A 25,136-nucleotide genomic window follows, 5' to 3' on the forward strand; every position below is an offset into this window, starting at 1 on the left:
CTGAGTAGGCAAGGAGTTAACGTGTCTAAATTTTTGTTCCCTATTATCATTTTTGTTTTGGCGGCCTTTTTCATTTACCGCACCTGGACAAACCATAAAGCAGCAGACGAAAACTTTGCCAAAGGGCAAGCGTTCTTGTTAGAAAACGCCCAAAAAGATGGTGTCATCACGACAGAAAGCGGACTTCAATACATGGTGCTTAAGAAAGGCACTGGTGACGTTCATCCGACGGCGACCAGTAAAGTAAAAGTGCATTACCACGGCACATTAATCGATGGTACGGTCTTTGATAGCTCAGTTGAACGCGGAGAGCCAATTTCATTTGGTCTAAATCAAGTGATTAAGGGCTGGCAAGAGGGCGTGCAGTATATGGTCGAAGGTGAAAAGATTCGTTTATTCGTCCCTAGCACGCTAGGCTACGGAAAAAATGGCACTGGCCCGATTCCACCAGCAAGTACCTTGATTTTTGATATCGAGTTATTGGAAATTCAATAAACAAATATAAACGCCGCGACTTCACTTATCGCGGCGTTATTTGTTCATCTTTAGCATTGCCCTACTGACCTCTAAAAACCGATATGGTGGTCCGCGAGCAAAGCAACAAACAGTGCAAACAGGTGATAAATGGAAAACTTAAAGGTTTCCATTGCACTATGTGCTTCTGGTGCAAACTTCAATTTCCAAGCGTGATAAATAAAGCCAGCGTTCAGAATCAAAGACGAGAACAGGTAAAGCATGCCCACCATTCCGACTAGCACTGGCAGAATACAAACCAGTGTCAGTAATACGGTGTACAGCAAAATCGATGTTTTGGTGTAATCAATGCCATGTGTGACCGGTAGCATCGGAATGTCCACCTTACGATACTCCTCAACGCGATGAACGGCCAACGCCCAAAAATGAGGCGGTGTCCATATAAAAATGATCATCACCAACAACCACGCATTACCGTGTAACTCCCCGGTGACAGCAGTCCAACCCAATAGAGGAGGCATCGCACCAGCAATGCCTGCAATCACAATATTTTGTGGCGTGGCGCGCTTTAGATACATGGTGTAAACAACAGCATATCCAAGCAAACTTAAAAAGGTCATCCATGCAGTAAGCGTGTTTACCCAGGCGTAAAGCAGCGTAAAGCCAATCACGCCCAATGACATTGCAAACATCATGACATGAGTCGGTTTGATTTCACCTGATGGCAAAGGACGTTTGTGGGTGCGCGCCATTCTTGCATCAACACGACGATCAATAAGATGATTGAATGCCGCAGCTGACCCCGCCATCAATCCAATACCGGTAAGCCCAATTACTGCCTGCAACCAAGGAAAACTCGCCACTGGAGCTAAACTCATCCCAACGATTGCCGTCACTAACATCAAGGCGACAACTTTCGGTTTAGTCAGCTTTATGTAAGTTGAACTCGTTCGTTTTTGGTTTCCTAGTGACAATACCGCTTCTTTATTCATAGCGAACTCCTTTCGCTTTATGGCTCCAGTCCGTTTGACCCTGCCATAGATAAAATTGACTCACACAAATGAGGCTCAGCATAATAGCGGCGCCTAGGTTATGTGCTACCGCCACATATATGGGAAGCTGAAAGACAACATTGCTAATACCAAGCAGCAGTTGACATACCAGTACGATGCCAATCCACATTCCCACCTTTTGAGAGTAATAGGCATCCTGTTTCAACAGCATGATAGAGTAAGTCAAGACCACCAGCCCTGTGATAATGGCACCGATACGATGAGACACATGAATGGTCATCCTCGCAGGATATTCAAGGACGCCAAATTCATAATTATCAAATCCAGTTTGCCAAAAAGAAAACGCCTCTCTCCAAGATAAATGACTGACCCAGTCCCCTTCACAAATAGGCAGCGAGCTGCACATTAACGCCGCGTAGTTAGACGATGTCCATCCACCCAAAACGATTTGTATAAACACGACGGCAAAGGTAAGCAAAGAAAACAGACGAACCGAACTGGTCGATGGTGAAACGTAGTGGTGCCGCTGCGTGTGCAACTGACAATAAAACACCGCTTGTAACGCCAGAAGTGTGAAGCCTCCCAGTAAGTGCAACATCACTATAACCGGCATGAGTTTGAGCGTTACTGTCCACATCCCCAACATTGCTTGCCCAACGACGAGCAAACAAAGCATGATGGGAATGGAAGGATTCACACGCTCTGCTCGCACTGACATCACTGCTATTACAACAATCATAATGCCCAGAGTTCCGGCAAAATATCGATGAATCATCTCGAGCCAGGCTTTTTCATGTTCCACGGCACGGTCTGGAAAGTTCATGTTCGCTCTTAGTACATCTTCTTCATGATGAGGCACCGACAAGTGGCCATAACATCCCGGCCAATCCGGGCACCCCAACCCTGCATCGGATAAACGAGTGTAAGCTCCGAGCATAATGACCACCAATGTAAGGCATAGGCTTATTTTCACCATCCGAGTTAATGTCATCGCTTCCCCCTATCCCACTCGAGACAACTTAAGCAATTTGCGTAAATCCGCCAGCATATCTTTACTGAGCGCAACTAAATCTTCTTCAGGTTCAGGGGTATAGGACATAACTAACTGCCCTAAAGGATCCACAATCACCACCTGCCCTTGCTGAACAGCTGCCGAGACCAAAGCATTCATTGTCATTGTCTCCATCCCTGAATCGACATAACCCGACAACTCCGATGTCCATAACACGGGGACGACGCGCTCTTGGTACTTACCCAGCGCTGTGTGGCTCTGTTTAAGTAAGTACAACTGCTGCTGACATTCATCATCACATTGTGAGGGGACAACATACGCGAGTTGCCAGCCGTGAATCGTTTGTGGCGTTGTTTGCCCTAATTGCTCAAGCGTAGTGTAGGGTTCAATCAGGGTTCCCCGGTTAGTGACACCACTGTGGTACCAGCCCTGACTCAAAATCAATTTGGCGATAATCGCAGGCAAAGCGAATAAACCAATCAATGAAATCAGGACGAGTCGTCCTCTTGTTACCTGAGATGTCATAGCTCACCTCCATGTTTACGGCTTCTTAAACCTGCCTTTCTTAACCAACGAACAAAGATCACCGCGCTGATACATAAAAATACGCCTGCCATTGCAAACCACTGAACCGAGTAGGCAAAATGCTTTGCACTGGTTAATGGCAGCGGATTCCATGGGAATGCATAAGGCCAGTTTTCCAAATTGTTCGGTTGAATAACGGCTGGCATCAACTCAATGTTTAACTGCTGACTCAACTGAGAGATATTGAGATTCTGCACCCGAATTGGATTACCTATTTCAGGCATCAATTCCGAGCTGAGCGGGTTCATCGATTTACGATATAACCGACCAGTTACCATTAGCGGAGCCTCGATTTTCATCACGTCAGGTAAAGTAGAGCGATTGTTTCCTCCAGCCACAAAACCTAATTCCAACAACGCCAGCGTATTGGGATCTTGCCCCACCGAAACCACTTGGAAAGCAAGGTAGCCAACTGTACTTTGATAAGTTTGGTTATCGAGTAAAATCACAGGCAGTGGCTCTGGCTTCACCTCTGTTTTCACTTTGACGCCAACCACACTTTCTTCACGCCAGTCATTCCGTTCCAGTACGCTCTCTAGGCTCTGATAGGGCGCGTCAGCACGGGCTAATATAGATTGTTCCAGCGCTTGTTTTTCTTTTCCTCTGTCCAGTTGCCAAAAACCGAGTTTGACCAATAGAGAAAACACAACCACAGTTAAACCAATCGCAAACCAAACCCACTTTGACACCAATATCGATGAAATCGGAGGTGATATGTCCATCGTATTCCTGTTCAAATTAACGCTGGTCCTATTATTGCTTTTCATTATTTTCAACCTCGCGAGAGCGCTCATTGAAATGGTGCGTGATGACTCAGATAGCAGCGAAGACTCAGAGGAAAGCACGGATAAGAAAAACAAGTCCATGAGTCATTATCTAGGTCGCCGTGTCATATTTTCTGCTGTGGTCATCATCCTTCTTCTTATGGCGCTCAGTCTGGGATGGTTGACGCCTAACCCCAGGCCCTACTAACAACGCTCTGTGTCACTAAATCTATCTCTAGGTTGTCTCCCTAACGACATTAGCGATATACCAAGTCATGAGAACTTGGCGCTAAAGGACATAAACAAATACAAACAGACAGAGCCAAACCACATCAACAAAGTGCCAATACCAACTGCCCGCCTGAAACGCGAAATGGTTAGTGGGAGAAAAGTGGTCTTTGGCAATTCGGAACAACAGCACCAGTAAGAAGATCGTCCCTAGGCACACGTGCATACCGTGGAATCCGGTCAACATAAAGAAGGTATTTCCGTACACACCCGACTGAAGCGTCAATCCCATTTCCTGATACGCATGGATGTACTCTTCCGCTTGATAAAACAAGAAAAACCCAGCTAGCACGATGGTAATTTCCAGCCAAACTATCAGGGCCATTCTTTTATCACGTTCAAGACTGATATGCGCCATATGCAGTGTGATAGACGACAATAGAAGCAAAATAGTATTCGTCAGCGGTATCCCCTGCCAAGGCATGGCTTGTGTTGTCTCACCACCAGGTGTGGTTGTCAGCGGCCATACGGCTTCAAAACTAGGCCATAACACTTCATTGGTCATAAAGTTATTATCCGCCCCGCCCAACCACGGGACTGAGATCATTCTGGCGTAGAATAAAGCGCCAAAAAACGCGCCAAAAAACATCACTTCAGAAAAGATGAACCAACTCATCCCCTGACGAAATGAACGGGTGATTTGTGCACTGTACTTGCCCGTTAACGATTCAGTCACCACGTTGCTGAACCAACCCGCTAACATATATAGGAGAGACAAAAAGCCCACGGCAAGTATGATTTTTCCTATTGGGCCTACCGCACCTTCACTCTGCGTTCCCTGTACAGTCATCCCTGCCCCAACCGCAACCAGAAACAAGGCAAACGCTCCGATGATCGGCCAACTACTTTGAGCGGGCACATAATACGTCCCTGGTTTGTTACTCATAAGTTCTCTCCTTACAGACGTTCATTGGTCTGTTTCTCACTCCTTGAGAGGCTTACGGCTTGCGCTTCGCCTGTCTGAGGAGGAAGTTTGTAGAGTGTGTAAGACAGCGTCAGTGTGTGTATAGAACTCGGCACGTCCGGTTCTATATAAAAAATTAACGGCATTTTGGCGTGTTGCTGCCCATTAAGTGGCTGCTGATGAAAACAAAAGCACTCGATCTTATTGAAATAAGCTGCACCATTTCCCGGAGAAACGGACGGTACCGCTTGCCCTACAAGCTTTTGTCCACTTTGGTTAAACGCCAAATACTCGGTTTGCACAACTTCTCCGGGGTGAACCTCCATTGAAATGACTTTAGGTTTAAACTCCCAAGGCATCTCTGGGCTTACGTGCGCCATAAATTCAACGTGTATCGTTCGACTCATGTCTGGCACCATTCCGGCTGGTTGTATGGCCGCAACGTCACTGGTCTTCCCGTTGATGCCCAGCGCATCACACATCACGTCATAAAGCGGCACCAAGGCAAATCCAAAGCCAAACATAAGCAAGGTTGCCAACAACAACTTGATCGTGAGTTTTTTATTGGATCGACTCGGTTTCATCGCACTCACCTCACTTTGCCTTTAATCCACTTTGGGTGGGGTAGTAAACGTATGATGAGGTGCAGGACTCGGCACCGTCCATTCAAGGCCTTCCGCACGTTCCCATGGTTTCGCGGGGGCTTTTTCACCACCACGAATGCATTTGATCACCAACCAAAGGAAGATCAGTTGCGAAAGTCCAAAGGCAAACCCGCCAATCGAGACGATTTGATTCACATCGGCAAACTGAATGGCATAATCAGGAATCCGTCTCGGCATTCCTGCCAGTCCTAAGAAATGCATTGGGAAGAAGAGAACATTGACCGAAATAATCGAGCACCAGAAATGCCAAAGGCTCAGCTTGTGGTCGTACATATGCCCGGTCCATTTCGGCAACCAGTAATACGCTGCCGCCATAATGGAAAATACCGCGCCAGAAACCAGAACATAGTGAAAGTGCGCCACAACAAAATAGGTATCGTGATATTGGAAATCCGCCGGCACGATAGCGAGCATCAATCCTGAAAAGCCGCCAATGGTGAATAGAACAATAAACGCGATAGCAAACAGCATGGGCGTTTCAAAGGTCAACGCGCCTCTCCACATGGTCGCGACCCAGTTAAACACTTTCACACCTGTGGGAACTGCGATCAGCATGGTGCAGTACATGAAGAAGATTTCGGCAAATACGGGCATGCCCGTTGTAAACATATGGTGGGCCCAAACAAGGAATGACAACAGAGCAATGCTGCACGTCGCGTAAACCATGGAATGATAGCCAAACAGCTTTTTGCCACTGAACGCCGGAATGATGGCAGAGACAATACCAAATGACGGTAGGATCATGATGTACACTTCTGGGTGACCAAAGAACCAGAAAATATGCTGGAACATGACAGGGTCACCACCACCCGCCGCATCAAAGAAGCTAGTCCCGAAGTATTTATCGGTAAGTACCATAGTGACCGCCCCCGCGAGAACCGGCATAACGGCAATCAACAAAAATGCCGTGATCAACCATGTCCAGACAAACATTGGCATTTTAAACCACGTCATGCCTGGCGCTCGCATGTTCACGATGGTCACAATGACGTTAATCGCGCCCATGATCGAGCTGATCCCCATAATATGGATAGAGAATACAAACAGCGCAGTGCTGTCCGGTCCATACGTGGTAGAAAGCGGCGCGTAGAATGTCCAGCCAAAGTTAGGGCCACCGCCAGGTAGAAACAGCGAGCTCAGTAAAATGAGAAAGGCAAAAGGTAAGATCCAAAAGCTCAAGTTGTTCATACGCGGCAGTGCCATGTCTGGTGCGCCAATCATCATCGGAATCATCCAGTTTGCCAGCCCCGTAAATGCAGGCATCACAGCACCAAATACCATCACCAAACCATGAACGGTGGTCATTTGGTTAAAGAACTCAGGCTCAACCAGTTGTAAGCCGGGTTGAAACAATTCAGCACGAATCACCATGGCCATCGCACCACCAGTAAGGAACATGGCAAAACTAAACCAGAGGTATAAGGTGCCAATGTCTTTGTGGTTCGTCGAATACAACCAACGTGCGATCCCTTTAGGAGCATGATGTACATCGTGGTCATCATCAATCGCAATCGTAGAGTTGGCAGACGTTTGTGCTTCAACTGACGCAGACTTCACTGCTCTATCGGCTGGCTTACTCATATTTCCTCCTTAGCACTACCTTGTGCCTTAAAGGCATTGACGTCGGAAGCTTGAACTGTATCGCCCGTGTCATTACCCCACGCATTTCTCTGATAGGTAATCACGGCTGCAATTTCTTGGTCACTGAGTTGGTTAGCAAATGATTGCATCGCCGTTCCTGGGCGGCCATTTACAACGACGCCAATATGCTCTGCGACATCACCTGTTGCTACCGGACTGCCCTTAATCGCTGGGAATGCCCCAGGAATACCCTCACCACTCGCTTGGTGACAAACTGCGCAGCGGGCAGTGTATATAGCTTCACCTTGAGACATTAATTCATCCATTGATAAATCTTGCGTTAGCGCTTCTTGTGCAGCCGCTTTCTGTAATGCAATTTCTTCCTTCTTAGCCATCAGCCATTGATCAAACTCGTCTTCAGGCATGGCATGAACGACCACTGGCATAAAGCCATGTGCTCTGCCACACAACTCTGCACATTGGCCTCGATATACGCCTGGTTCATCAATCCGAGTCCATGCTTCATTGATAAATCCTGGCACCGTGTCTTTCTTCACGGCAAAATCCGGCACCCACCACGAGTGAATGACGTCATCAGAAGTAAGAAGAAAACGCACTTTGCGGTGTATTGGAAGAACAAGCGGGTTATCGACTTCGAGGAGGTAGTGCGCGCCTTTGGTTTCTACTCCGTCGATCTGCTTCTGGCTGGTCGCAAGCAAACTGTAGAATTCGACGTCTTCACCAAAATAGCTGTAGTGCCACTTCCACTGAGAGCCAGTGATTTTTATTGTAATGTCAGATTGACTGGTATCTTCCATCGCTATTAAGGTTTTGGTCGCAGGAATAGCCATCGCAACGAGGATGATGATCGGAATAACCGTCCAAATAATCTCGACTTTAGTGCTTTCATGAAAATGAGCGGCAACCGCGCCTTTTGACTTACGGTGACGAACAATGGAGTAAAACATTACCCCAAAAACGATTAGGGCAATCGCACAACAAATGTAAAAAATAAGCATGTGCAATTCATACACTTGCCCACTGATTTCGGTTACGCCCTTGGTCATGTTGTAGCTGCTTTCATTTGACCAAGTGTAAGATGAAAAGGTGATTAACATCACATTCAATGATAAGGCTAGAGTAGTTGCTAATCTTTTCAAAAGATCTCTCCTCTGCTCAGCCGCTACGCCAGCGCGAGCTTCCTTGCGTCTCGATGCAAATATCGAACAAATTTACGAAAAATCGCAGAAACTGCGATTTGGATACGGTTTGTTATATTTATGTTAAAGGCTAGTTATACTTCTAAGGTTCTTCAAGAAATAAAACACGATTAAGTTTTGTTCAAACCTAAAAAATAATTTCAGTTTATCGATTGCCCTCTTTGAATTGGAATTGATAACCATTTACATTAATTAGCACAGAGACACAAAGACATGACTACAATAAAAGCGTCGAAACAGTAGGCTCCCCTGCTAAGGAAAATAGATATGACAGCACTCATTGATAAATGGCTAGAACGAGATCCGGATCCTAAAACCCGTGAAGAACTCCAGCACCTCATCGACATTCAAGATGAAGCAGAACTGAGTGATCGCTTTGGGTCTCGACTAGCTTTTGGGACCGCGGGGCTTCGCGGCAAGGTCGGTGCCGGTCCAAACCGTATGAACCGACTGGTCATTCAAGAAACGGCTACTGGCCTTGGTCACTATTTGATAGAACAGGTAGAAGAGGCTCGCTCTCGTGGCGTCGTCATAGGCTACGATGGCCGACCAGATTCTAAACAGTTCGCACATGATACCGCGTCGGTACTGACAGCTCAGGGAATCAAGGTGTACCTAACTCATAAAGTCGCAGCTACCCCTATCGTTGCCTTTGGCGTTCGTGAACTTAATGCTGCAGCAGCCGTAGTGGTAACAGCAAGCCATAATCCGCCAGAATACAATGGTTTCAAAGTCTACTGGGAAAATGGGGCGCAAATCATTCCTCCCCATGACTCCGGCATTGCAGACAAAATTGAAGAAGCAACCACTAAACCTTTACCACTCATGTCACTTGATGATGCGAAGCTTCACGGATTACTGGTTTGGCTGAACGATGACTATTACCAAACTTATCGCGACACGATTAACGCGAGCTCGCTTCTTAACGCTGACAACAATACGGACATTTCTATCGCCTATACTGCGATGCATGGCGTTGGGGCAGAAATGGCAGAAACCCTATTAGCGGACGCTGGCTTTAAGAAAGTGGCGAGTGTTGCGGAACAGCGTGAACCCGACGGCACCTTTCCAACCGTGAACTTTCCGAACCCAGAAGAAGCGGGCGCAATGGACATGGTCATGGCGCTTGGTAAATCTGTTGATGCGGATATCGCCTGCGCCAATGACCCTGATGCAGACCGCTTCGCGGTAGCCGTAAAGCGCGCCGATGGTGAATACCAAATGTTAACGGGTGACCAAGTTGGCTCACTGTTTGGTGACTACTTGTTGGAGCAACAACCTAATTCATTGGTTGGGAATACCATCGTCTCTTCCCGTCTGTTAAGCAGTATCGCCAAAGCGCACGGAGCCGAGTACTACCAAACCCTAACCGGTTTCAAGTGGCTGACGAATGTCGCCATGGAGAAAGAGACGGAACAACATCCATTTTTGTTCGCCTACGAAGAAGCTCTTGGCTATACCGTTGGCAACACAGTGTGGGATAAAGACGGCCTGTCTGCAATTGTTGCATTTTCGCAATTAACCGGAAAACTCAAAGCGCAAGGAAAAACACTTTGGGATAAGTTAGAAGCACTTTACCGCCAGCACGGTTTCTACTTTAACGCGCAACGCAGTATTGCGCTGGATCCAAACTCACCACCTATCGGTGACAAATTGCGCGCCAATCCACCTAAAGCAATTGCGGGTAAACAAGTCCTGATAACGGAAGACCTAAAAACATCGATTAGGCATTATGACGACGGTTCACAAGAGACAATTCACTTACCAGAAAGTGACGTGTTGATTTACCACTTAGATGATCAATCACGCGTGATCGTGCGCCCATCAGGCACCGAGCCTAAGCTGAAATGCTACTACGAAGTGATTACAGATTTTCCGAATAACATGACCTATGTGCAAGCTCAACAGGCCGCTGAAGATAAGATGAATGCCCTGATTGAGGCGCATCAGCAAAGCCTATAACCAAGCGATGTCTACTCAAACTACTTGGAATTACAGGTAGGCGGCAAGTAGTAAAGGGATATGTGTGAACAAACAACAAGAGGCACATGATGTGCCTCTTGTTGTTTTTGAGACAACGAATTACTCTAGGGTCTGTCCGAATAAGTATTTGATCATCTGGCTGTTTCAATTCTCAATAAAATATTAGAAATTACTGCACATAAATTATGGAAAATACGTTGCCTTTAGAGCAAGAATCAAAAGCCGCACTGTTTTGGCAAGGAACAATAGCTATGCTGCCACTTAGCATCGCGGTACTTCCCTGGGGGTTACTCGCTGGCTCTTTTGCTATTGATAGCGGACTCAGCCCTCTCGAGGGGCAGGCCCTGTCTGCGATCTTATTTGCTGGTTCAGCTCAGCTCGTTGCGATGGGCATGATAAAAGCTGGCGCCGGTCTGGTCACTATGTTGCTTACCACGTTTTTTATCACGTCACGACACTTCCTCTACAGCGTCTCCATGCGCAGCAAGATCTCGCCACTTCCTCTCAAGTGGCGGTTATCACTCGGATTCCTGTTAACCGACGAATTGTTTGCTATTGTGGGTCATCACTGTGACAAACAGTTTAATCGCTGGTATGCACTTGGTGCAGGTTTGAGCTTTTATTTGGTTTGGAACCTTGCCACACTCACTGGCATTGTTGCGGGTAGCCTAATACCAGAACTGAATGAGATCGGGCTCGAATTTGCGGTAGCCGCCACGTTTATCGCGATTGTCGTGCCCACCATAAAAAATCTCGCCGTACTGACAAGCGTAGTGGTGGCGTTGATCACCTCCGTCACCCTGACTTATTACCAGATAGAAGGCAGCTTAATGATCGCAAGTCTCATGTCGATGTTAAGTGGTTATTTTGTAGAGCAGTTCAAGGAGCCTCGCCAATGATCATGCTATCGATATTGCTTATGACGGTTCTGGTATTTATTAGCCGTTACCTGTTTCTCGAACCAAAGCTGCCGCTACGGTTAGGGATGAGGACGCAAAAAGTGCTGAATTACGCAAGCCCTGCAGTACTTACCGCGATTTGGGCTCCTATCGTGTTTATGCCCGACGGAGAGCTCAGCCTGGAAGTACAGAATCCGTTCTTACTAGCCGCACTCGTCGCCGTTTTAATTGCCTATTTGACCAAAAACGTATTACTCACAACGATAGTAAGTATGGTCTTGTTTCTTGTACTCAGGCTCTTATTCTAGCCTAGCTCGCCACCCATTCCGTTTCTAACAAGGTGACGTCGCCACACTTCAGTCGGCCGAGAAAAACGTCACCTTTATGCACTTCCCCAACGCCTTTTGGCGTTCCAGTCATTACCACATCACCATCTTCCAATGTTGTATAACTGCTTAACTCTTCCAAAATCGTTAGCGGCGGATAAAGCATGTGCTTAACGTGCCCTTTTTGAACATGAACACAATTGATCAACAGCTCTAGGTTGAGAGCATGAATATCTAATCCCTCAAGAGAAATGAAACGTCCAAAAACAGCGGAACCGTCGAACGCTTTCGCCCTCTCCCAAGGAAGTCCCTGTTTTTTTAGTATGGATTGCAGCCCACGCTTAGTCAGATCTAATCCTAAACCGACGGCTGCATACTGCCCATTTTCAATCAGGAAACAAATTTCAGCTTCATAATGCAAAGGTTCTTGATGAAACGAACTTAAGGTCGTCGATATGGAGGTAGAAGGTTTGTTAAACACCACCATCTGCTCCGGTATTGCGTTATCAAGCTCTTGAATATGCTCGACATAATTGCGCCCGACACATACCACCTTACCGACTTCGATTTGGCTTTCCTCTTGTTGGATCTTGCTCATGACTCTTCCCTGAAACTCAAAAGCATCATGATAATCTAATCACTTATTGTGACGACACTGCTTCTCTTACCTTAAATGTTAAAAATAAGACATTCGACTCGTTTTTTTGAGTGTTTTTAAGATTGAGAATAAGATCGCGATGATTGGCTCTCTCACACACTTAAACTGGTTGCACTGTTCGACGGTTACTTATTCACAAAACTGATGGAACACAACGCCTTCCATAAATAAAAATGAAATAAAATCATCATGTAACAGACATCTCTCGTTCATTTTTTCCCTTTACCTTAGCGTCAACACATCAGGCAAGAAAGCCTATTAATAACGACTAGGGTAATAAGAAAATGAAACAAGCAGCATTAGCTACTGCAATTCTTTCAGCATTGGTAACCGCTCCATCTTTCGCAGCAACCGTTTACGACAATGACGGCACTGAGCTAAAAGTCGGTGGTCGTGTGGAGTTCCGTGGTGACTTCATTGGCTCTGGCGGTGAAGAAGTTGAAGGCACAATGAAAGACAAAAGCCGTGCTCGTGTAAATCTAAAAGGCAAAACCGATATCGGTAACGGCCTTTCTGCATTCGGTGTTTACGAAGCAGAACAAAAAACAGGCGAGAGTGAATTCAAAAACCGCTACATGTATGCGGGTGTCGGTACTGAAGCTGGCGATTTCTCAGTCGGCCGCCAAGACATGGCTGCGGTAATCATCTCTGACATGACGGATATCACCGAGTTTTCAGGTGTTCAGCAAGTCATTGATTCTTCATCTGATAAACAAGACAGTGTATTCGCATACCGTGGCGAGTTTGATGCGCTAAAGGTTCAAGCAACATACCAAGCGAACTCTGATGAAGACTCAGACAAATACGGTCTATCGGGCATGTACTCGCTACCTATGGGCTTAGACCTAGGTTTAGCCTACTCTGGTGGTGATGTTGATGCAGATAACTCAGAAGATCAAATCCTTGGTGGTATCGCCTACTCAATGGATAACCTATACCTTGCTGGTACTTACTCTCAAGGCTCATTAGATGATTCTGAAGACTTTACTGCCTACGAGATCGCAGCTACCTACAAAGTTGCCAGCAAAGTGACCATTGCCGGTATGTACACATTCCAAGAGAACGATCCTGACGGCGCAAGTGAATACGATGCTGTAGACGGTTTCGAACTTGCTGGATACTACAAGTTGAACAGCAATTTCCGCACTTACCTGTCTTACTACTTCAACCAACTTGATGAAGAGAAAGATCAAGACGGCAAAGTCATCGAAGGCGAAGATACGCTACGCTTAGGTGTTCGTTACGATTTTTAATCGTGGGTGAACTTAGCGTAAACAATCATAAGTAACGTAAAAACGCAGCAGGAACGCTGCGTTTTTATTGCAATGAACATTACTCACATTGGCGCTGGTATAAGACAGCGACGTAATTATCACTAATCGGTTTTATACAAATAGAGGTTGTTCTGCATAAAGCCATTACATCTAAGAAACAACATTTACTGGGCGGCTAGCTTAGGCTCCATAAAACAAGCTTCTCTAAACACAAGTCTTTTAATCATTAACTTTCTTAATAAATATGAACAGTTTCGAGAGCTTATCGACACAATTATTCCCCAACTCATACTATGCTTAAGGTGAACATCATCCATATAAGGGCGTGGTTATGAAATACAAACATATTTTGGTCGCACTCGAGCTGTCTGATGAAAGTACAGTGTTGATCGACCGAGCGGTATCAATGGCTAACTATTTCGATTCCGATATTTCATTCATTCATATCGACGGCACACACGGTGAGATCTATCGTGAACTTGTTGATATAAAAGCACAGCCTGATCAGCGACCGTTGAACGAGTATTCAATGGAAAGCCTCAAAACGTTCAGTGACTATATGGACTACCCGCTCAAACATTTCTTTGTCGGTACTGGTGACTTAGCTGACAAACTGGAAGTCACCATTAAAGAGCAAGACGTCGATCTTTTGATCTGTGGTCACCACCACGATTTGTGGAGTAAGCTGATCTCCTATTCAAGACACCTGATCAATAAATCTCCCGTAGACATTTTAGTCGTACCAATTCATGACTAAAGGGACCGATTGAAGGTTACTGAATCAGTAGAAATGATCTTATCGATAAAAATGGGTCGCTATTTGAAAAGACCAGTAGCTATCTATGCTACTGGTTTTTTCATCTTTCTAATATTTCTAGGCGGGGATGAACAACATCGATGATTTTGCAGGCACTTGAATCTCAGTTCCGCAACAAACGTGTAAATCCGACATCATGTCTATCCAATCAAACTCGGTGTCTATCGAGAAGGATTGAGGTCGAGAAGATTTATTCAGTACCACGATGCCTTCATTACCGCGTTTTATAACCAACAGATCATCATTGCCTTCCAAAACCGTCATCGATTGTCCGTGGACCAAATTGTGGAATTGAATCATCTTCGCCATTCTCGGATCATTCCACGCCCGTTGCCATCTTGGCTTCCCATCTTTCCCTGAAATTCCGCTGGTATCTAAATCAGTGTAAATGAGAGGTACGCCACCATCTCGGCCTAGTATGTAGGCATAGGCAAGCCACTCATCGTCTTCATCCATAACGAGATCAAGAAAAACATCATTATTCGGAATGTCATGTGTCACCACAAAAGTGATGGCACGTCCGGGAGACAACGCCTGGCCAAAACAGTACGGATCGATCAACCACGTCAAACTGCCCCCTTCTGCGAAGGCTTTGTAAATAGTGGTAAATAAGGGAAAATCATAGGCACACAAACTTGTTTCTTCCAAATAAGGTTCGAGAAACAACTTATACTCCTCTTCCGTTGCCCCACCGTCCGTAATGATCTCACCAAAAATGTGAACATCTTGAGTAATATCATCTGACCAAACCCGTTTTAAATGTTCCAACGACATATGTTTGGCCGCATCTATACGAAATCCTTTAACACCGATCGCTTTCAATGCTTTTAAAAAGGCTTGTTGTTGCTCAACAACATGGTCACACACCCGCAAGGTTGGTAGGCCAGGATCTTTAGGGCCACCAGTGATTCGGCCATTTTGCACTTGCCATTTGTCTTTCCAGTTTTTTATCCCAAACGCCAAAACAAAATGCTTCTCGTCAAAAAGTGGCTGGGACAAATCACCAAACAATTTAAGCGATTCGTACTTTTCTGAATCGCGCTGATATTCTTCTATCACCTCTTGACGCGGATATTGGAGATCTCGGCGTAAATGTGATTCGTTTGCCATGTGGTTGAACACTACATCTGCATAAACAAGAACACCAAAACGTTCGAGCTCTTTCACCATATGGATGAAATCTTTTGTGTTACCTAATGCATTCTCTATCACTCGATAGTCTTGAGGCTGATAACGTTGCCACCAAGGCTCCTCGACAGCACTTTTCATTGGTGGAGAGATAAGAACAGAACCGTATCCTAGCTTGCTAATCTCTTCCGCTCGTTGGGCAATGTCAGCATACTTCCAATCAAATGCATGCAGAATGACATTCGCACCCGCTGATTGTGTTTCCTGTAAGCCACTCATGGTTTTCTCCTAGTCGCGTCCACTCACGATCAGTTGTTTTGTTCGTTTTTCTTTGTGAGTGAATTCAATAATCTAAATTAAATTATAAGTGCTATTCGAAAGACGCCCTCACCCTTTTATCGTTTACTCGAGGCTGAAAATTAAGGCGTAGTTGCTCCTCCTTACCACTCGCGGGTAAACACTTAGGCTCGATTTGTACGTTTGGCGAACTAGAACCAAACAAAAATTCATTCTAACTCATTGTTTTAAATTAGACTTGTCTCAATATTCATTCATGCCGATACAAATACTTATACGCCCCCTCCAAGAGTCTTAGTTGCAACTCACACTTTGCGACTCATTGATCGACACATCATAGAAAGTGGAAATGATTAACTGGGTCACATTTGGGGAGAAGGAAAGCGCTCCCGCAGAGTAAAAATCGGAAAATTACATCTAAAAATAGAAAAATGCAGAACAACATACACGATATGAGATTAACTACACCTTACCCTTGTTGAAACGGTTTCTACCACTAAATCTTTCCGTTTATTGCACAGGAACATCAATACTTTTAACATTGCATTTCCACACCGAATCGCCTCAAGATGACTTTCACCGCCATACTGAATTGCAAGGATGAGGCTTACACACTAACGGAGTACTAAATGCAATACGATGTCGTTGTCGTCGGCGCAGGTTCAATGGGAATGTCAGCCGGATATTTTTTAGCTAAGCAAGGTAAAAAGGTGCTGCTTCTCGACGCCTTTGATCCTCCTCACTCTAATGCAAGTCATCACGGTGAAACACGAATTATTCGGCACGCTTATGGAGAGGGCGAAGGCTATGTTCCTTTAGCGCTGCAAGCGCAGAAACGATGGGAAGAATTGGAACAACTTTCTGGACAATCTCTGTTTTTAAAAACGGGCGTGCTGAACATCGGCGAACGCAGTTCTCCCTTCATATCCATGCTGATTGCCAGTGCAGAACGCTACCAGCTTCCAGTCGAAATCCTAACGGCAGACGAAGCGAATCAACGTTATCATGGCCTGAATATTCCTGCGAAATATGTCGCCTGTTTTGAATCCAATTCAGGAGTATTGAAATGCGAAGCGTGTATTCAAGCATATCGGGATTTGGCAATCGCCGAGGGAGCCACGCTCATGCCCTATCACAAAGTCTCTGACGTCCAACTAGAAGATAACGAGATTCACGTGTTAGCGAACGGGAAAACATTCCAAGCCGAGAAACTCATCGTCTCGGTTGGTGCTTGGTCTAATGATTTACTTGAAATGTTGGGCCTCAATCTTCCGGTCACGCCTGTACGTAAAACATTTGCTTGGTATAACGCACCAGAAACACTGTATGGAGAAGGAAACTTCCCAGCGTTTTCGTTCGTCACTCAAGAAGGTATCTATTATGGGTTCCCGAGTATTGATGGTGCGGGCTTAAAGATAGGCCGCCATGACTTAGGGGAAGAGCAAGACCCAAATGTCGAAATCTCGCCTTTTATTCAATCTGTAGACGATGCCGATATTGAACAGCTATTGAGTAAGCACATGCCTAACGTCGGCTCAATTAAGTTTGGGAAAACCTGCATGTACACCAGAACACCGGACGAACATTTTCTTATCGATAGGCACCCGAGCAACCCTAATGTCATCATAGCCTCTGGCTTTTCAGGTCATGGATTTAAGTTTGCCAGCGCCATTGGCGAAGTGGTCGCAGATCTAGCACTAGATAAACCCGTTGAGTTTGACCTTTCAATGTTCACAATTAATCGATTCAATGAAGTGTTACGTTAAAATAATAGCAAGACGGCGACATCCGGACTGAAAGAGAACAATGAAATAAATTAAAACACGTTGTCGAAATTGCAAACAATGTGTTGAAACAAAAAATAAGTCACCGATAAACCAACATCGGTGATTTTTCCTATATCGATTCCTCATTCTTTACATGGTCAGGCCGAGTAAACTTCAAACGAAAAGTTCGTTAAAATTAATTTAATTATACTTTTCATAAAGTTGAAACAAATTATTACACCTTAATGTTGCAAAAACCGACCACTAACTGTTAATAAAATATCTTTTATTCTCCCTAAAAAAATTAGTCATCTTGCTATCATTCTTCTCGCGAATGATAGGTTTTACTTATTGAATCAATCGTCATAAATAATGTGACCAATGCAATAATAATTACTAAAATTCTTCTTGAAGTGAATTAAATGTAGTTAATCTATTTAGTAAATAAAATTCCAAGAACTTAAAGAATTTTAAAATTTTTCATTTATTAAATATAAAAGTACATCTTACAAAAAAGGATGCTCTATGAATAACAGTGATAGCAGTTCAGTAGGAAAGTGCCCGGTGATGCACGGCAGCATGACCTCCGCAGGTTCAACGGTGATGGATTGGTGGCCGAATGCATTGAACCTTGACATACTTCATCAGCATGACAAGAAAACAAATCCTCTAGGTGAAGAATTTAGCTACAGAGAGGCGCTAAAAACACTCGATGTAGAAGCACTAAAAAACGATTTAAAAGCGCTTATGACCGACAGCCAAGATTGGTGGCCAGCAGACTGGGGACATTATGGTGGCTTAATGATCCGTATGGCATGGCACGCCGCGGGGAGTTATCGTACAGCCGATGGGCGAGGCGGTGCGTCAACGGGTAACCAACGCTTTGCGCCTCTTAACTCATGGCCAGATAACGGCAACCTAGATAAAGCTCGACGTTTACTGTGGCCAATCAAGAAAAAATACGGCAACAAAATCAGTTGGGCAGATTTAATAATTCTTGCCGGTAACATGGCGTATGAATCTATGGGTCTGAAAACGTTCGGTTTTGCTTTCGGCCGCGAAGACATTTGGCACCCAGAAAAAGACATTTATTGGGGCTCTGAAAAAGAATGGTTAGCGCCAAGTGGCAGTGAAGGTACCCGTTACTCTGGAGAACGCGATCTTGAGAATCCGCTCGCCGCTGTGATGATGGGCTTGATTTATGTAAATCCTGAAGGTGTTGATGGCAACCCTGATCCTCTTAAAACAGCGGCAGATATGCGTGATACCTTTGCTCGTATGGCAATGAACGACGAAGAAACCGTCGCGCTAACAGCTGGTGGTCATACCGTCGGTAAAGCACACGGTAACGGCGATGCATCTGAGCTTGGCCCTGATCCTGAAGGCGCAGACGTTGAAGAGCAAGGCTTGGGCTGGATGAACCACAAATCTCGTGGTATCGGTCGCAACACAGTCACCAGTGGCGTGGAAGGCGCTTGGACTAGTCACCCTACTCAGTGGGATAACGGTTTCTTCAAAATGTTGCTAGAACATGAATGGCAACTAACAAAAAGCCCAGCAGGTGCGTGGCAATATGAGCCAGTAAGCATTGCCGAAGAAGACAAACCTGTCGACGTTGAAGATCCTTCAATTCGCTATAATCCAATGATGACGGATGCGGATATGGCGCTGAAAGTAGACCCAGAATACCGCAAAATTTCTGAGCGCTTCTACCAGGATCAAGATTACTTCAATGAAGTATTTGCTCGCGCTTGGTTCAAACTGACTCACCGTGATTTAGGACCAAAAGCTCGCTACGTTGGACCGGATGTGCCAGCAGAAGACTTGATTTGGCAAGATCCAATCCCAGCGGGCGTCACAAACTACGATGTTGATGCAGTTAAAGCAAAAATCGCTGCAACGGATCTGAATGTTTCCGACTTAGTCTCAACCGCTTGGGACAGCGCACGTACTTTCCGTCAATCGGATCTTCGTGGCGGTGCAAATGGTGCACGTATTCGTCTAGCGCCACAAAATACGTGGGAAGGTAACGAACCTGAGCGTCTTGATAAAGTGCTCAACGTTCTAACACCGATTGCTGAAGAGTCCGGAATTAGCATTGCAGATACCATTGTACTTGCAGGTAATGTCGGTTTGGAGAAAGCAATAAAAGCAGCGGGTTACGATTTCAAAGTACCATTTGCACCGGGTCGTGGGGATGCAACCCAAGATCAAACCGACGTTGAATCGTTTGACGTACTGGAACCACTTGCCGATGGCTTCCGCAACTGGCAAAAGCAGCATTACGCAGTCAAACCAGAAGAAATGCTGCTCGATCGTGCTCAACTACTTGGTCTAACGGCGCCGGAAATGACAGTACTGTTAGGTGGTATGCGTGTACTTGGTACTAACCATGGTGGCACTCAGCACGGTGTATTTACGGACCATGTTGGTACACTAACCAATGACTTCTTCGTCAACCTAACGGATATGGCCTACACATGGAAGCCAACAGGTCGCAACTCTTACGACATTTGTGACCGTAAGACGGGCGAAGCGAAGTGGACAGCGACACGTGTAGACTTGGTATTCGGTTCAAATTCAATCTTGCGCTCATACGCAGAAGTGTATGCTCAAGATGATAACCAAGAGAAGTTCATTAAAGACTTCATTGCAGCCTGGACAAAAGTGATGAACGCGGATCGATTCGATTTGGCATAATTCATCGTTTTAGTATTCATCAGCTCCCGCTTAACGCGGGAGTTTTTTATGTTCGCTATAATCATAACAGATACAACATAAGGAGCAGCAAGATGGTCAGTGAAACTCATAACAAAGATAGAAGCAATTGGGCAATCGGTGGAGGGACCTTACTTGGACTTGGCGTCGGCATCATTTTTGTTCAATACTCTGCCCTGATATTCGTAGGAGCCCTTATTGCAGGTATTGGACTCGGCTTAATTATAGCCGCATTCATTAGTCGTAAACATTAAAAGCATTTTTTAAGATTGTAAATCTTCTTCCCCTTTACTCTTGCTAACTACCCACCATATCAACACTGTTGGATATTAGGCTTCGTTGCTCTTCAAACATAAACTCTGCACCATAGACATCCGATGAGATATTCTCACTTTCAAAACACTTAGAGTCAATGCAAGTCTCTGAAATAAGAAAGAAATATCATTCTACGTTAATCACAAAAAGTGAGATACGGCATTGCGATAGTTTCTTAGTTAATATAACCTAGAGTTATAAAAATAAGAATAACACCTACTAGTTAAGAACTTGCTCCAGGAAAATTATATATGGACACGGCAAAGTTTTCTTCTTTCAAAGTCGTATTCGCCTACCTGATATTTTCATTAATTTGGATACTTTTTTCCGATCTCGCCGTTGAAAAAATCTTTACCAATATTGAACATTACACATTAGCTCAATCGATTAAAGGCGGGACTTTTGTCGTTTTAACATCACTGATGCTGTGGGGGCTAATATACAGAAACCTTCGAGATCTCAGAGCAGCAGATGATCTCGACCGCGTCACAGGGCTCAATAGTCCTAGCGTTTTTTATCGTAACCTCGATGTGAAACTGAATCACGCCACCTCTAATAAAAAGAAAATCCTGTACATACTGGATATCGATAACTTTAATTCAGCGTCAGCCAGCTTAGGCTTTGACGATACGAACAACTTTTTAAAAGACATTGCCGATATAATCGATAGTGCGTCTTCGACTAAGCATTTTTCTTCTCGTATACATGTCGACGCATTTGCTAGCTTTACCAAGCTTGACCAAGAAATCTCTACAGACAAGTATTTATCTTATATCCAACAACAGGTTAATCAATGTGCTCATCGGTACGGCATTGAAACGACCTGCTGTATTGGCGTAGCCATTTACCCCGCAGACGGTGAAAACGCCAAAAAGCTTATACAATCCGCGAAAAATGCACTGAGTGAAGCTAAAAAAACGAAGAATAGTATCCAATACCATGACAAAGTGCTGACAGCACAGGAAAGAAATCGAAAAGCTATGGTTCAGGAGTTACACAAAGCAATAGAAAACAATCAGATTGAGGTGGTTTTCCAGCCCAAGTACCATTTAGCAAGTATGGAGCTCTCTGGTGTTGAAGTACTCGCTCGCTGGACACACGAGGCATTCGGGGTAGTCCCTCCAGCGACGTTTATTGCTTTAGCAGAAGATAACAACCTATGTGCAGCTATTACCAATTTAGTTATCGCCAAATCATCACAACAGCTGACTCAACAGCGCATGATGGAAACTAAAATAAAGAAAGTTTCTATCAATATCTCAGCGACTGAGTTTAACTGTGCAAAACACATGAATACACTCGAGAACGTCCTTCAGAATAACCGACATATATCGCCATATTTGTGCCTTGAAATCACGGAAACAGCGGCTCTAAATGATATCGATAACTGTGCCGACATTATTAGTAAATTCAAACAATATGGCACAACATTTTCTATCGACGATTTTGGTGTCGGATACACTTCCTTTGAGATATTCAAAAAATTGGTAGTTAATGAAATAAAAATAGATCGAAGCTTCATTATGAATGTAGACACAGATGAACGCTCCGCAATTATTGTCAAAGGAATTATTGATATCGCTCGTGGATTTGGTATTGATGTCGTTGCTGAAGGGGTTGAAACGCCAGAGCAATTGGCGCTACTAAAACAAATGAACTGTCATCAGGCTCAAGGGTACTATTTAGGACGCCCAATGGCGATAGACCAATTGGTCACTCACTTGGGCGCATAACTCATTAGTCATTTCGAGCAATGCTCTATCCCTGCTCTATGTTCGATAAAGCACCTTCACCACGTGCCAACCAAACTTAGTTTTGACTAAATGTGGCGTAAGTACTTCGCCCGAGAAACACACTTTATCGAACTGAGGTACCATTTGACCACGTCTAAACTCACCAAGGTCACCACCTCGCTTTCCTGACGGACAAGTGGAATATTTTTTTGCCAAGGTTTGAAATTTCGCGCCTTTTTTAAGCTGTTTGATGATGTCTTCTGCTTGTTCTTTGTGTTTAACAAGAATGTGTAATGCAGCTGCAGTATTCGCCATTTATTTATCTCCCGCTAATCCGATGACGTAGTTTACTCAATCGGAATACCGTCGCCAAACATTTCGATTCAGCGTCTTTGATAAAGATAGCGTGAAGTCAGGAATAGTACGTGAAATGCTGATATACTCAACGCCCCTCACATTTCGTCGCTGAACGGTTGAAGACTCTAGTTTATCCGATAAAATTAGTTAGCTATCAGTGGTATCGACAAGGTTATTTCATGGCAAAAGTCACTAGTAAAGCAAATCAAGCCCAAGGTATGTTGCTATTCAAACTTACCTTACAACAGAATTTTGCAATAGGCACACTAAAAGTTCGTGAAATTGTACCGTACATGCCAACGACAAAAATCCCATACTCTCATCACCATGTGATCGGGACCGTTACTATCCGTAACCTCACGGTTCCTGTAATCGATATGTCGGCCGCGGTTGGTTTTCGTCCCATCAGTGAGGAGGAATACAAAAACTGCTACCTGATTGTGACGGATTGTCTGCGTACCGTCGTCGCCTTCATGGTAAGAAGTATCGAAAAAATCATCGAGTGTGATTGGAAGTCGATTGAATCTCCTCCCGAAAGTGCTGGGAAAAACATATTTGTCACAGGTATTACACGCTACGAAGATAAAACCGTACAGATGTTGGATGTTGAACTATTGCTTTCAAAGATCTATCCACAATATGAAAACGCGAAGATCCCAATGCTAACGGATATTGAACGTGAACGCCTAAAAGCATTGCGTATTCTGCTCGTTGATGATTCATCTATCGCTCGTAAGCAGCTTTGTGACGCGTTGGATAGCATTAATATCTCATACCAAATATGCAACAACGGTTTGGATGCATTGAACCTGATGAAAAACCAGGCCCAAGCCAACTCACCAATAGATATCTTAGTCAGCGATATTGAAATGCCAGGTCTTGATGGCTACGAATTAGCCTTTGAAGTGCAAAATAACGCTGAACTCAACCAGTCATACCGTATTCTTCACACGTCACTCTCAAGTGAAATTTGTGTTGATCGGGCTCATCAAGTAGGGGCACACGAAGCGCTAGAAAAGTTCAATGCGGGTGAGCTAATCGAGGCAATGCTACGTGGCGCTAAAGAATTGGAAGTCATCGCAATGGCTTCTTGAAATTAATTATACGCTCGGTAAGCCCTGCTGTAATTTGTGCGGGGCTTTTACGCGACATACTGCACTCTCGGGGATGTTGTAAGATTTATACCCAGTGTGATCATTTACTCATTCGAACAAGTGACCGACCAATTAACCACTCAAGCTCCTTCTCACCCCCCGCACCGAATTGACTATCAACCATTTTATATAGACGTTCAACACCATTTGCGGCAAAGCCATCGGCATTATCTATCGTGACGATGTGGTGGAAAAGCAACCGTAGAATGGCCAAGAATTCTGTATTATCGAGAGCTTGAATCCAGCTATCAGAAAACGCGTCTAAGTCTTTGTCAAACTCTAGATGCTTGATAAAGATTTTGAACATGCGACCGTCAAGTGCTGCAGTGAAATCGGTTTTCTTAGGGAAGTGATGACTGATACCAGTGCGCGAAACTCCAGTCTGTTGACTCAATGTTGTGTATGACATTTTGTCATATCCGAGTCGAAGCAGTTGATCGATCACTGCATCCATAATCTTATGGAGAGTCACTTCCGTATCTTCTTTACTACGCTTTGGCATTTCTAAGTTATTCTCTTTATAGATCCATCTAACTCAAGGAAAGGTGAAAAGTGAACAATATCAAGGAGTTGGTAAACTCCTTCTCCCTAAACGATTTCAAGGTTGAAATGATAATCGTATAATGACTTAACCCGAAATAGTCTTATAAATCGCGTTCCAGTTCAACTAAGCAAACCTAAATCTCTCTCATAAAGCGTGCAATAACGTTTAAATATTGATTGAAATCACATTATTTCATGAACAAAAATGAAACCTCTCTAGATCTGTTTCCAGTTTGAGTGCCTTTTTTAGTCAAGCTGAAGCATTTTTGTAGATACCGATCAAATACCTGCTAGAATAACCTTAATTTTTACAAGAGGATTCGTTATGAGTATCGATTTAGAAGAAAACCAAGTCTGTGAAGCGTGTGGCTGTGCAGGTGAAATTGGCTTTATTATCAAAGAAGGCGACGAAGTCGCTGACGTAACGATTTTCGCAGAAAATAAAGCGGCTTTAGAAGCTGAATTGGCGAAGTACATCGAACTAGCCAAATCTGTTTGTGACAATGTCGAATATAATGTTGCGGAGATGACAGAAGAAACACAGCAAGTGACTGCTCGTTTCAAATTTGAAGTCAGTGCAGAGAAATTGATTTTTGAATTAAAAACTCGTTCAATCGCACGCTAGCCTCTATTCTCAAGCGAGCACTCCTGCTCGCTTTTTG

25 protein-coding genes are annotated in these 25,136 nt (G+C 44.5%); 13 read left to right on the top strand and 12 right to left on the bottom strand.

The features are described 5' to 3' along the window. Positions 1-21: 21 nt before the first annotated feature. Entirely contained in the window at positions 22-495 is a 474-nt protein-coding gene (locus ONE56_RS18320; protein ID WP_041154024.1) for an FKBP-type peptidyl-prolyl cis-trans isomerase, read from the top strand. Positions 496-566: 71 nt separating this feature from the next. Here the strand turns inward: ONE56_RS18320 and cyoE are convergent, their stop codons facing one another. Genes cyoE through ONE56_RS18340 form a run of 4 tightly spaced genes read right to left on the bottom strand, consistent with a single transcriptional unit; the run spans position 567 to position 3,806 of the window. Further along, positions 567-1,466 (bottom strand): heme o synthase, encoded by a 900-nt coding sequence (gene cyoE, locus ONE56_RS18325; protein ID WP_423840686.1) that lies wholly within the window; start codon positions 1,464-1,466, stop codon positions 567-569. Further along, entirely contained in the window at positions 1,459-2,478 is a 1,020-nt protein-coding gene (locus ONE56_RS18330) for a COX15/CtaA family protein (protein ID WP_423840687.1), read from the bottom strand. The genes cyoE and ONE56_RS18330 overlap by 8 nt, the downstream gene beginning before the upstream one ends. 9 nt (positions 2,479-2,487) lie before the next feature. After that, positions 2,488-3,024: a cytochrome oxidase biogenesis cluster protein gene (locus tag ONE56_RS18335; protein ID WP_423840688.1), complete on the bottom strand. Its 537-nt coding sequence runs from the start codon at positions 3,022-3,024 to the stop codon at positions 2,488-2,490. After that, a complete protein-coding gene (locus tag ONE56_RS18340; RefSeq protein ID WP_331438755.1) occupies positions 3,021-3,806 on the bottom strand; it encodes an SURF1 family protein in 786 nt (261 codons plus the stop codon). The genes ONE56_RS18335 and ONE56_RS18340 overlap by 4 nt, the downstream gene beginning before the upstream one ends. Here ONE56_RS18340 and ONE56_RS18345 point away from each other — a divergent pair. Beyond that, on the top strand, positions 3,799-4,056 hold the full coding sequence (locus ONE56_RS18345) for a DUF2909 family protein (RefSeq protein ID WP_423840689.1): 258 nt from the start codon (positions 3,799-3,801) through the stop codon (positions 4,054-4,056). The genes ONE56_RS18340 and ONE56_RS18345 overlap by 8 nt on opposite strands. 81 nt (positions 4,057-4,137) lie before the next feature. Here ONE56_RS18345 and ONE56_RS18350 read toward each other — a convergent pair whose 3' ends face one another. Genes ONE56_RS18350 through coxB form a run of 4 tightly spaced genes read right to left on the bottom strand, consistent with a single transcriptional unit; the run spans position 4,138 to position 8,446 of the window. Further along, positions 4,138-5,022, bottom strand: a complete 885-nt coding sequence (locus ONE56_RS18350; protein WP_423840690.1) for a cytochrome c oxidase subunit 3 — start codon at positions 5,020-5,022, stop codon at positions 4,138-4,140. A gap of 11 nt (positions 5,023-5,033) precedes the next feature. Next, entirely contained in the window at positions 5,034-5,624 is a 591-nt protein-coding gene (locus tag ONE56_RS18355) for a cytochrome c oxidase assembly protein (protein ID WP_423840691.1), read from the bottom strand. A gap of 21 nt (positions 5,625-5,645) precedes the next feature. Continuing rightward, positions 5,646-7,286: a cytochrome c oxidase subunit I gene (gene ctaD / locus ONE56_RS18360; RefSeq protein ID WP_423840692.1), complete on the bottom strand. Its 1,641-nt coding sequence runs from the start codon at positions 7,284-7,286 to the stop codon at positions 5,646-5,648. After that, positions 7,283-8,446, bottom strand: a complete 1,164-nt coding sequence (gene coxB / locus ONE56_RS18365; protein ID WP_423840693.1) for a cytochrome c oxidase subunit II — start codon at positions 8,444-8,446, stop codon at positions 7,283-7,285. The genes ctaD and coxB overlap by 4 nt, the downstream gene beginning before the upstream one ends. A 327-nt stretch (positions 8,447-8,773) precedes the next feature. Between coxB and ONE56_RS18370 the strand changes: the two genes are divergently transcribed. The 3 genes from ONE56_RS18370 to ONE56_RS18380 all read left to right on the top strand — a co-directional run bounded on the left by ONE56_RS18370 (position 8,774) and on the right by ONE56_RS18380 (position 11,696). Next, complete coding sequence (locus ONE56_RS18370; protein ID WP_423840694.1) at positions 8,774-10,468, top strand: phospho-sugar mutase; 1,695 nt, start codon at positions 8,774-8,776, stop codon at positions 10,466-10,468. Positions 10,469-10,674: 206 nt separating this feature from the next. Further along, a complete protein-coding gene (locus ONE56_RS18375; protein WP_423840695.1) occupies positions 10,675-11,388 on the top strand; it encodes an AzlC family ABC transporter permease in 714 nt (237 codons plus the stop codon). Continuing rightward, entirely contained in the window at positions 11,385-11,696 is a 312-nt protein-coding gene (locus ONE56_RS18380) for an AzlD domain-containing protein (protein WP_041154032.1), read from the top strand. The genes ONE56_RS18375 and ONE56_RS18380 overlap by 4 nt, the downstream gene beginning before the upstream one ends. Before the next feature lies 1 nt (position 11,697). On the opposite strand, the gene ONE56_RS18385 is transcribed toward ONE56_RS18380, so the two are convergent. Further along, on the bottom strand, positions 11,698-12,312 hold the full coding sequence (locus ONE56_RS18385; protein ID WP_423840696.1) for a fumarylacetoacetate hydrolase family protein: 615 nt from the start codon (positions 12,310-12,312) through the stop codon (positions 11,698-11,700). A 344-nt stretch (positions 12,313-12,656) separates the two neighbouring features. Between ONE56_RS18385 and ONE56_RS18390 the strand changes: the two genes are divergently transcribed. Together ONE56_RS18390 and ONE56_RS18395 are read left to right on the top strand one after the other, a co-directional pair. Beyond that, on the top strand, positions 12,657-13,625 hold the full coding sequence (locus ONE56_RS18390) for a porin (RefSeq protein WP_041154034.1): 969 nt from the start codon (positions 12,657-12,659) through the stop codon (positions 13,623-13,625). A gap of 352 nt (positions 13,626-13,977) precedes the next feature. Further along, positions 13,978-14,403, top strand: coding sequence for a universal stress protein (locus tag ONE56_RS18395; protein WP_041154035.1), 426 nt, complete (start codon positions 13,978-13,980; stop codon positions 14,401-14,403). 117 nt (positions 14,404-14,520) lie between these two features. On the opposite strand, the gene ONE56_RS18400 is transcribed toward ONE56_RS18395, so the two are convergent. Continuing rightward, a complete protein-coding gene (locus ONE56_RS18400) occupies positions 14,521-15,870 on the bottom strand; it encodes an alpha-amylase family protein (protein ID WP_423840697.1) in 1,350 nt (449 codons plus the stop codon). Between the two features lie 647 nt (positions 15,871-16,517). Here ONE56_RS18400 and solA point away from each other — a divergent pair. From solA to ONE56_RS18420, 4 genes are all read left to right on the top strand, one after another. Next, a complete protein-coding gene (gene solA / locus ONE56_RS18405; RefSeq protein WP_423840698.1) occupies positions 16,518-17,654 on the top strand; it encodes an N-methyl-L-tryptophan oxidase in 1,137 nt (378 codons plus the stop codon). A gap of 525 nt (positions 17,655-18,179) precedes the next feature. Then, positions 18,180-20,354 carry a catalase/peroxidase HPI gene (gene katG, locus ONE56_RS18410; protein ID WP_423840699.1) on the top strand — a complete coding sequence of 725 codons (2,175 nt, stop codon included), beginning with the start codon at positions 18,180-18,182 and terminating at the stop codon, positions 20,352-20,354. A gap of 92 nt (positions 20,355-20,446) precedes the next feature. Beyond that, positions 20,447-20,626, top strand: coding sequence for a hypothetical protein (locus ONE56_RS18415; protein ID WP_041154039.1), 180 nt, complete (start codon positions 20,447-20,449; stop codon positions 20,624-20,626). Between the two features lie 312 nt (positions 20,627-20,938). Further along, the gene (locus ONE56_RS18420; RefSeq protein WP_423840700.1) at positions 20,939-22,420 is read left to right on the top strand and encodes a bifunctional diguanylate cyclase/phosphodiesterase; all 1,482 of its coding nucleotides are present in this window, start codon (positions 20,939-20,941) and stop codon (positions 22,418-22,420) included. A 36-nt stretch (positions 22,421-22,456) separates the two neighbouring features. On the opposite strand, the gene ppiC is transcribed toward ONE56_RS18420, so the two are convergent. After that, positions 22,457-22,735, bottom strand: a complete 279-nt coding sequence (gene ppiC / locus ONE56_RS18425) for a peptidylprolyl isomerase PpiC (protein ID WP_005375342.1) — start codon at positions 22,733-22,735, stop codon at positions 22,457-22,459. A gap of 221 nt (positions 22,736-22,956) precedes the next feature. Here ppiC and ONE56_RS18430 point away from each other — a divergent pair, with 221 nt between their 5' ends. Continuing rightward, positions 22,957-23,871: a chemotaxis protein gene (locus ONE56_RS18430; RefSeq protein ID WP_041154040.1), complete on the top strand. Its 915-nt coding sequence runs from the start codon at positions 22,957-22,959 to the stop codon at positions 23,869-23,871. Positions 23,872-23,971: 100 nt separating this feature from the next. Here ONE56_RS18430 and ONE56_RS18435 read toward each other — a convergent pair whose 3' ends face one another. Next, the gene (locus tag ONE56_RS18435) at positions 23,972-24,433 is read right to left on the bottom strand and encodes a TetR/AcrR family transcriptional regulator (protein ID WP_041154041.1); all 462 of its coding nucleotides are present in this window, start codon (positions 24,431-24,433) and stop codon (positions 23,972-23,974) included. A 366-nt stretch (positions 24,434-24,799) separates the two neighbouring features. Here ONE56_RS18435 and ONE56_RS18440 point away from each other — a divergent pair, with 366 nt between their 5' ends. Next, complete coding sequence (locus ONE56_RS18440; RefSeq protein ID WP_041154042.1) at positions 24,800-25,099, top strand: YfcZ/YiiS family protein; 300 nt, start codon at positions 24,800-24,802, stop codon at positions 25,097-25,099. The last annotated feature ends 37 nt before the right edge of the window (positions 25,100-25,136 follow it).

The organism is Vibrio mytili (assembly GCF_049563345.1).
GTDB lineage: Bacteria > Pseudomonadota > Gammaproteobacteria > Enterobacterales > Vibrionaceae > Vibrio > Vibrio mytili.

Bases quoted from the DNA above. Each gene is read 5' to 3' on its own strand.
- cyoE (WP_423840686.1), bottom strand. From the start codon at position 1,466: ATGAATAAAGAAGCGGTATTGTCACTAGGAAACCAAAAACGAACGAGT.
- ONE56_RS18330 (WP_423840687.1), bottom strand. From the start codon at position 2,478: ATGACATTAACTCGGATGGTGAAAATAAGCCTATGCCTTACATTGGTG.
- ONE56_RS18335 (WP_423840688.1), bottom strand. From the start codon at position 3,024: ATGACATCTCAGGTAACAAGAGGACGACTCGTCCTGATTTCATTGATT.
- ONE56_RS18345 (WP_423840689.1), top strand. From the start codon at position 3,799: ATGTCCATCGTATTCCTGTTCAAATTAACGCTGGTCCTATTATTGCTT.
- ONE56_RS18340 (WP_331438755.1), bottom strand. From the start codon at position 3,806: ATGGACATATCACCTCCGATTTCATCGATATTGGTGTCAAAGTGGGTT.
- ONE56_RS18350 (WP_423840690.1), bottom strand. From the start codon at position 5,022: ATGAGTAACAAACCAGGGACGTATTATGTGCCCGCTCAAAGTAGTTGG.
- ONE56_RS18355 (WP_423840691.1), bottom strand. From the start codon at position 5,624: ATGAAACCGAGTCGATCCAATAAAAAACTCACGATCAAGTTGTTGTTG.
- ctaD (WP_423840692.1), bottom strand. From the start codon at position 7,286: ATGAGTAAGCCAGCCGATAGAGCAGTGAAGTCTGCGTCAGTTGAAGCA.
- ONE56_RS18370 (WP_423840694.1), top strand. From the start codon at position 8,774: ATGACAGCACTCATTGATAAATGGCTAGAACGAGATCCGGATCCTAAA.
- ONE56_RS18375 (WP_423840695.1), top strand. From the start codon at position 10,675: ATGGAAAATACGTTGCCTTTAGAGCAAGAATCAAAAGCCGCACTGTTT.
- ONE56_RS18380 (WP_041154032.1), top strand. From the start codon at position 11,385: ATGATCATGCTATCGATATTGCTTATGACGGTTCTGGTATTTATTAGC.
- ONE56_RS18385 (WP_423840696.1), bottom strand. From the start codon at position 12,312: ATGAGCAAGATCCAACAAGAGGAAAGCCAAATCGAAGTCGGTAAGGTG.
- ONE56_RS18390 (WP_041154034.1), top strand. From the start codon at position 12,657: ATGAAACAAGCAGCATTAGCTACTGCAATTCTTTCAGCATTGGTAACC.
- ONE56_RS18395 (WP_041154035.1), top strand. From the start codon at position 13,978: ATGAAATACAAACATATTTTGGTCGCACTCGAGCTGTCTGATGAAAGT.
- ONE56_RS18400 (WP_423840697.1), bottom strand. From the start codon at position 15,870: ATGAGTGGCTTACAGGAAACACAATCAGCGGGTGCGAATGTCATTCTG.
- solA (WP_423840698.1), top strand. From the start codon at position 16,518: ATGCAATACGATGTCGTTGTCGTCGGCGCAGGTTCAATGGGAATGTCA.
- katG (WP_423840699.1), top strand. From the start codon at position 18,180: ATGAATAACAGTGATAGCAGTTCAGTAGGAAAGTGCCCGGTGATGCAC.
- ONE56_RS18415 (WP_041154039.1), top strand. From the start codon at position 20,447: ATGGTCAGTGAAACTCATAACAAAGATAGAAGCAATTGGGCAATCGGT.
- ONE56_RS18420 (WP_423840700.1), top strand. From the start codon at position 20,939: ATGGACACGGCAAAGTTTTCTTCTTTCAAAGTCGTATTCGCCTACCTG.
- ppiC (WP_005375342.1), bottom strand. From the start codon at position 22,735: ATGGCGAATACTGCAGCTGCATTACACATTCTTGTTAAACACAAAGAA.
- ONE56_RS18430 (WP_041154040.1), top strand. From the start codon at position 22,957: ATGGCAAAAGTCACTAGTAAAGCAAATCAAGCCCAAGGTATGTTGCTA.
- ONE56_RS18435 (WP_041154041.1), bottom strand. From the start codon at position 24,433: ATGCCAAAGCGTAGTAAAGAAGATACGGAAGTGACTCTCCATAAGATT.
- ONE56_RS18440 (WP_041154042.1), top strand. From the start codon at position 24,800: ATGAGTATCGATTTAGAAGAAAACCAAGTCTGTGAAGCGTGTGGCTGT.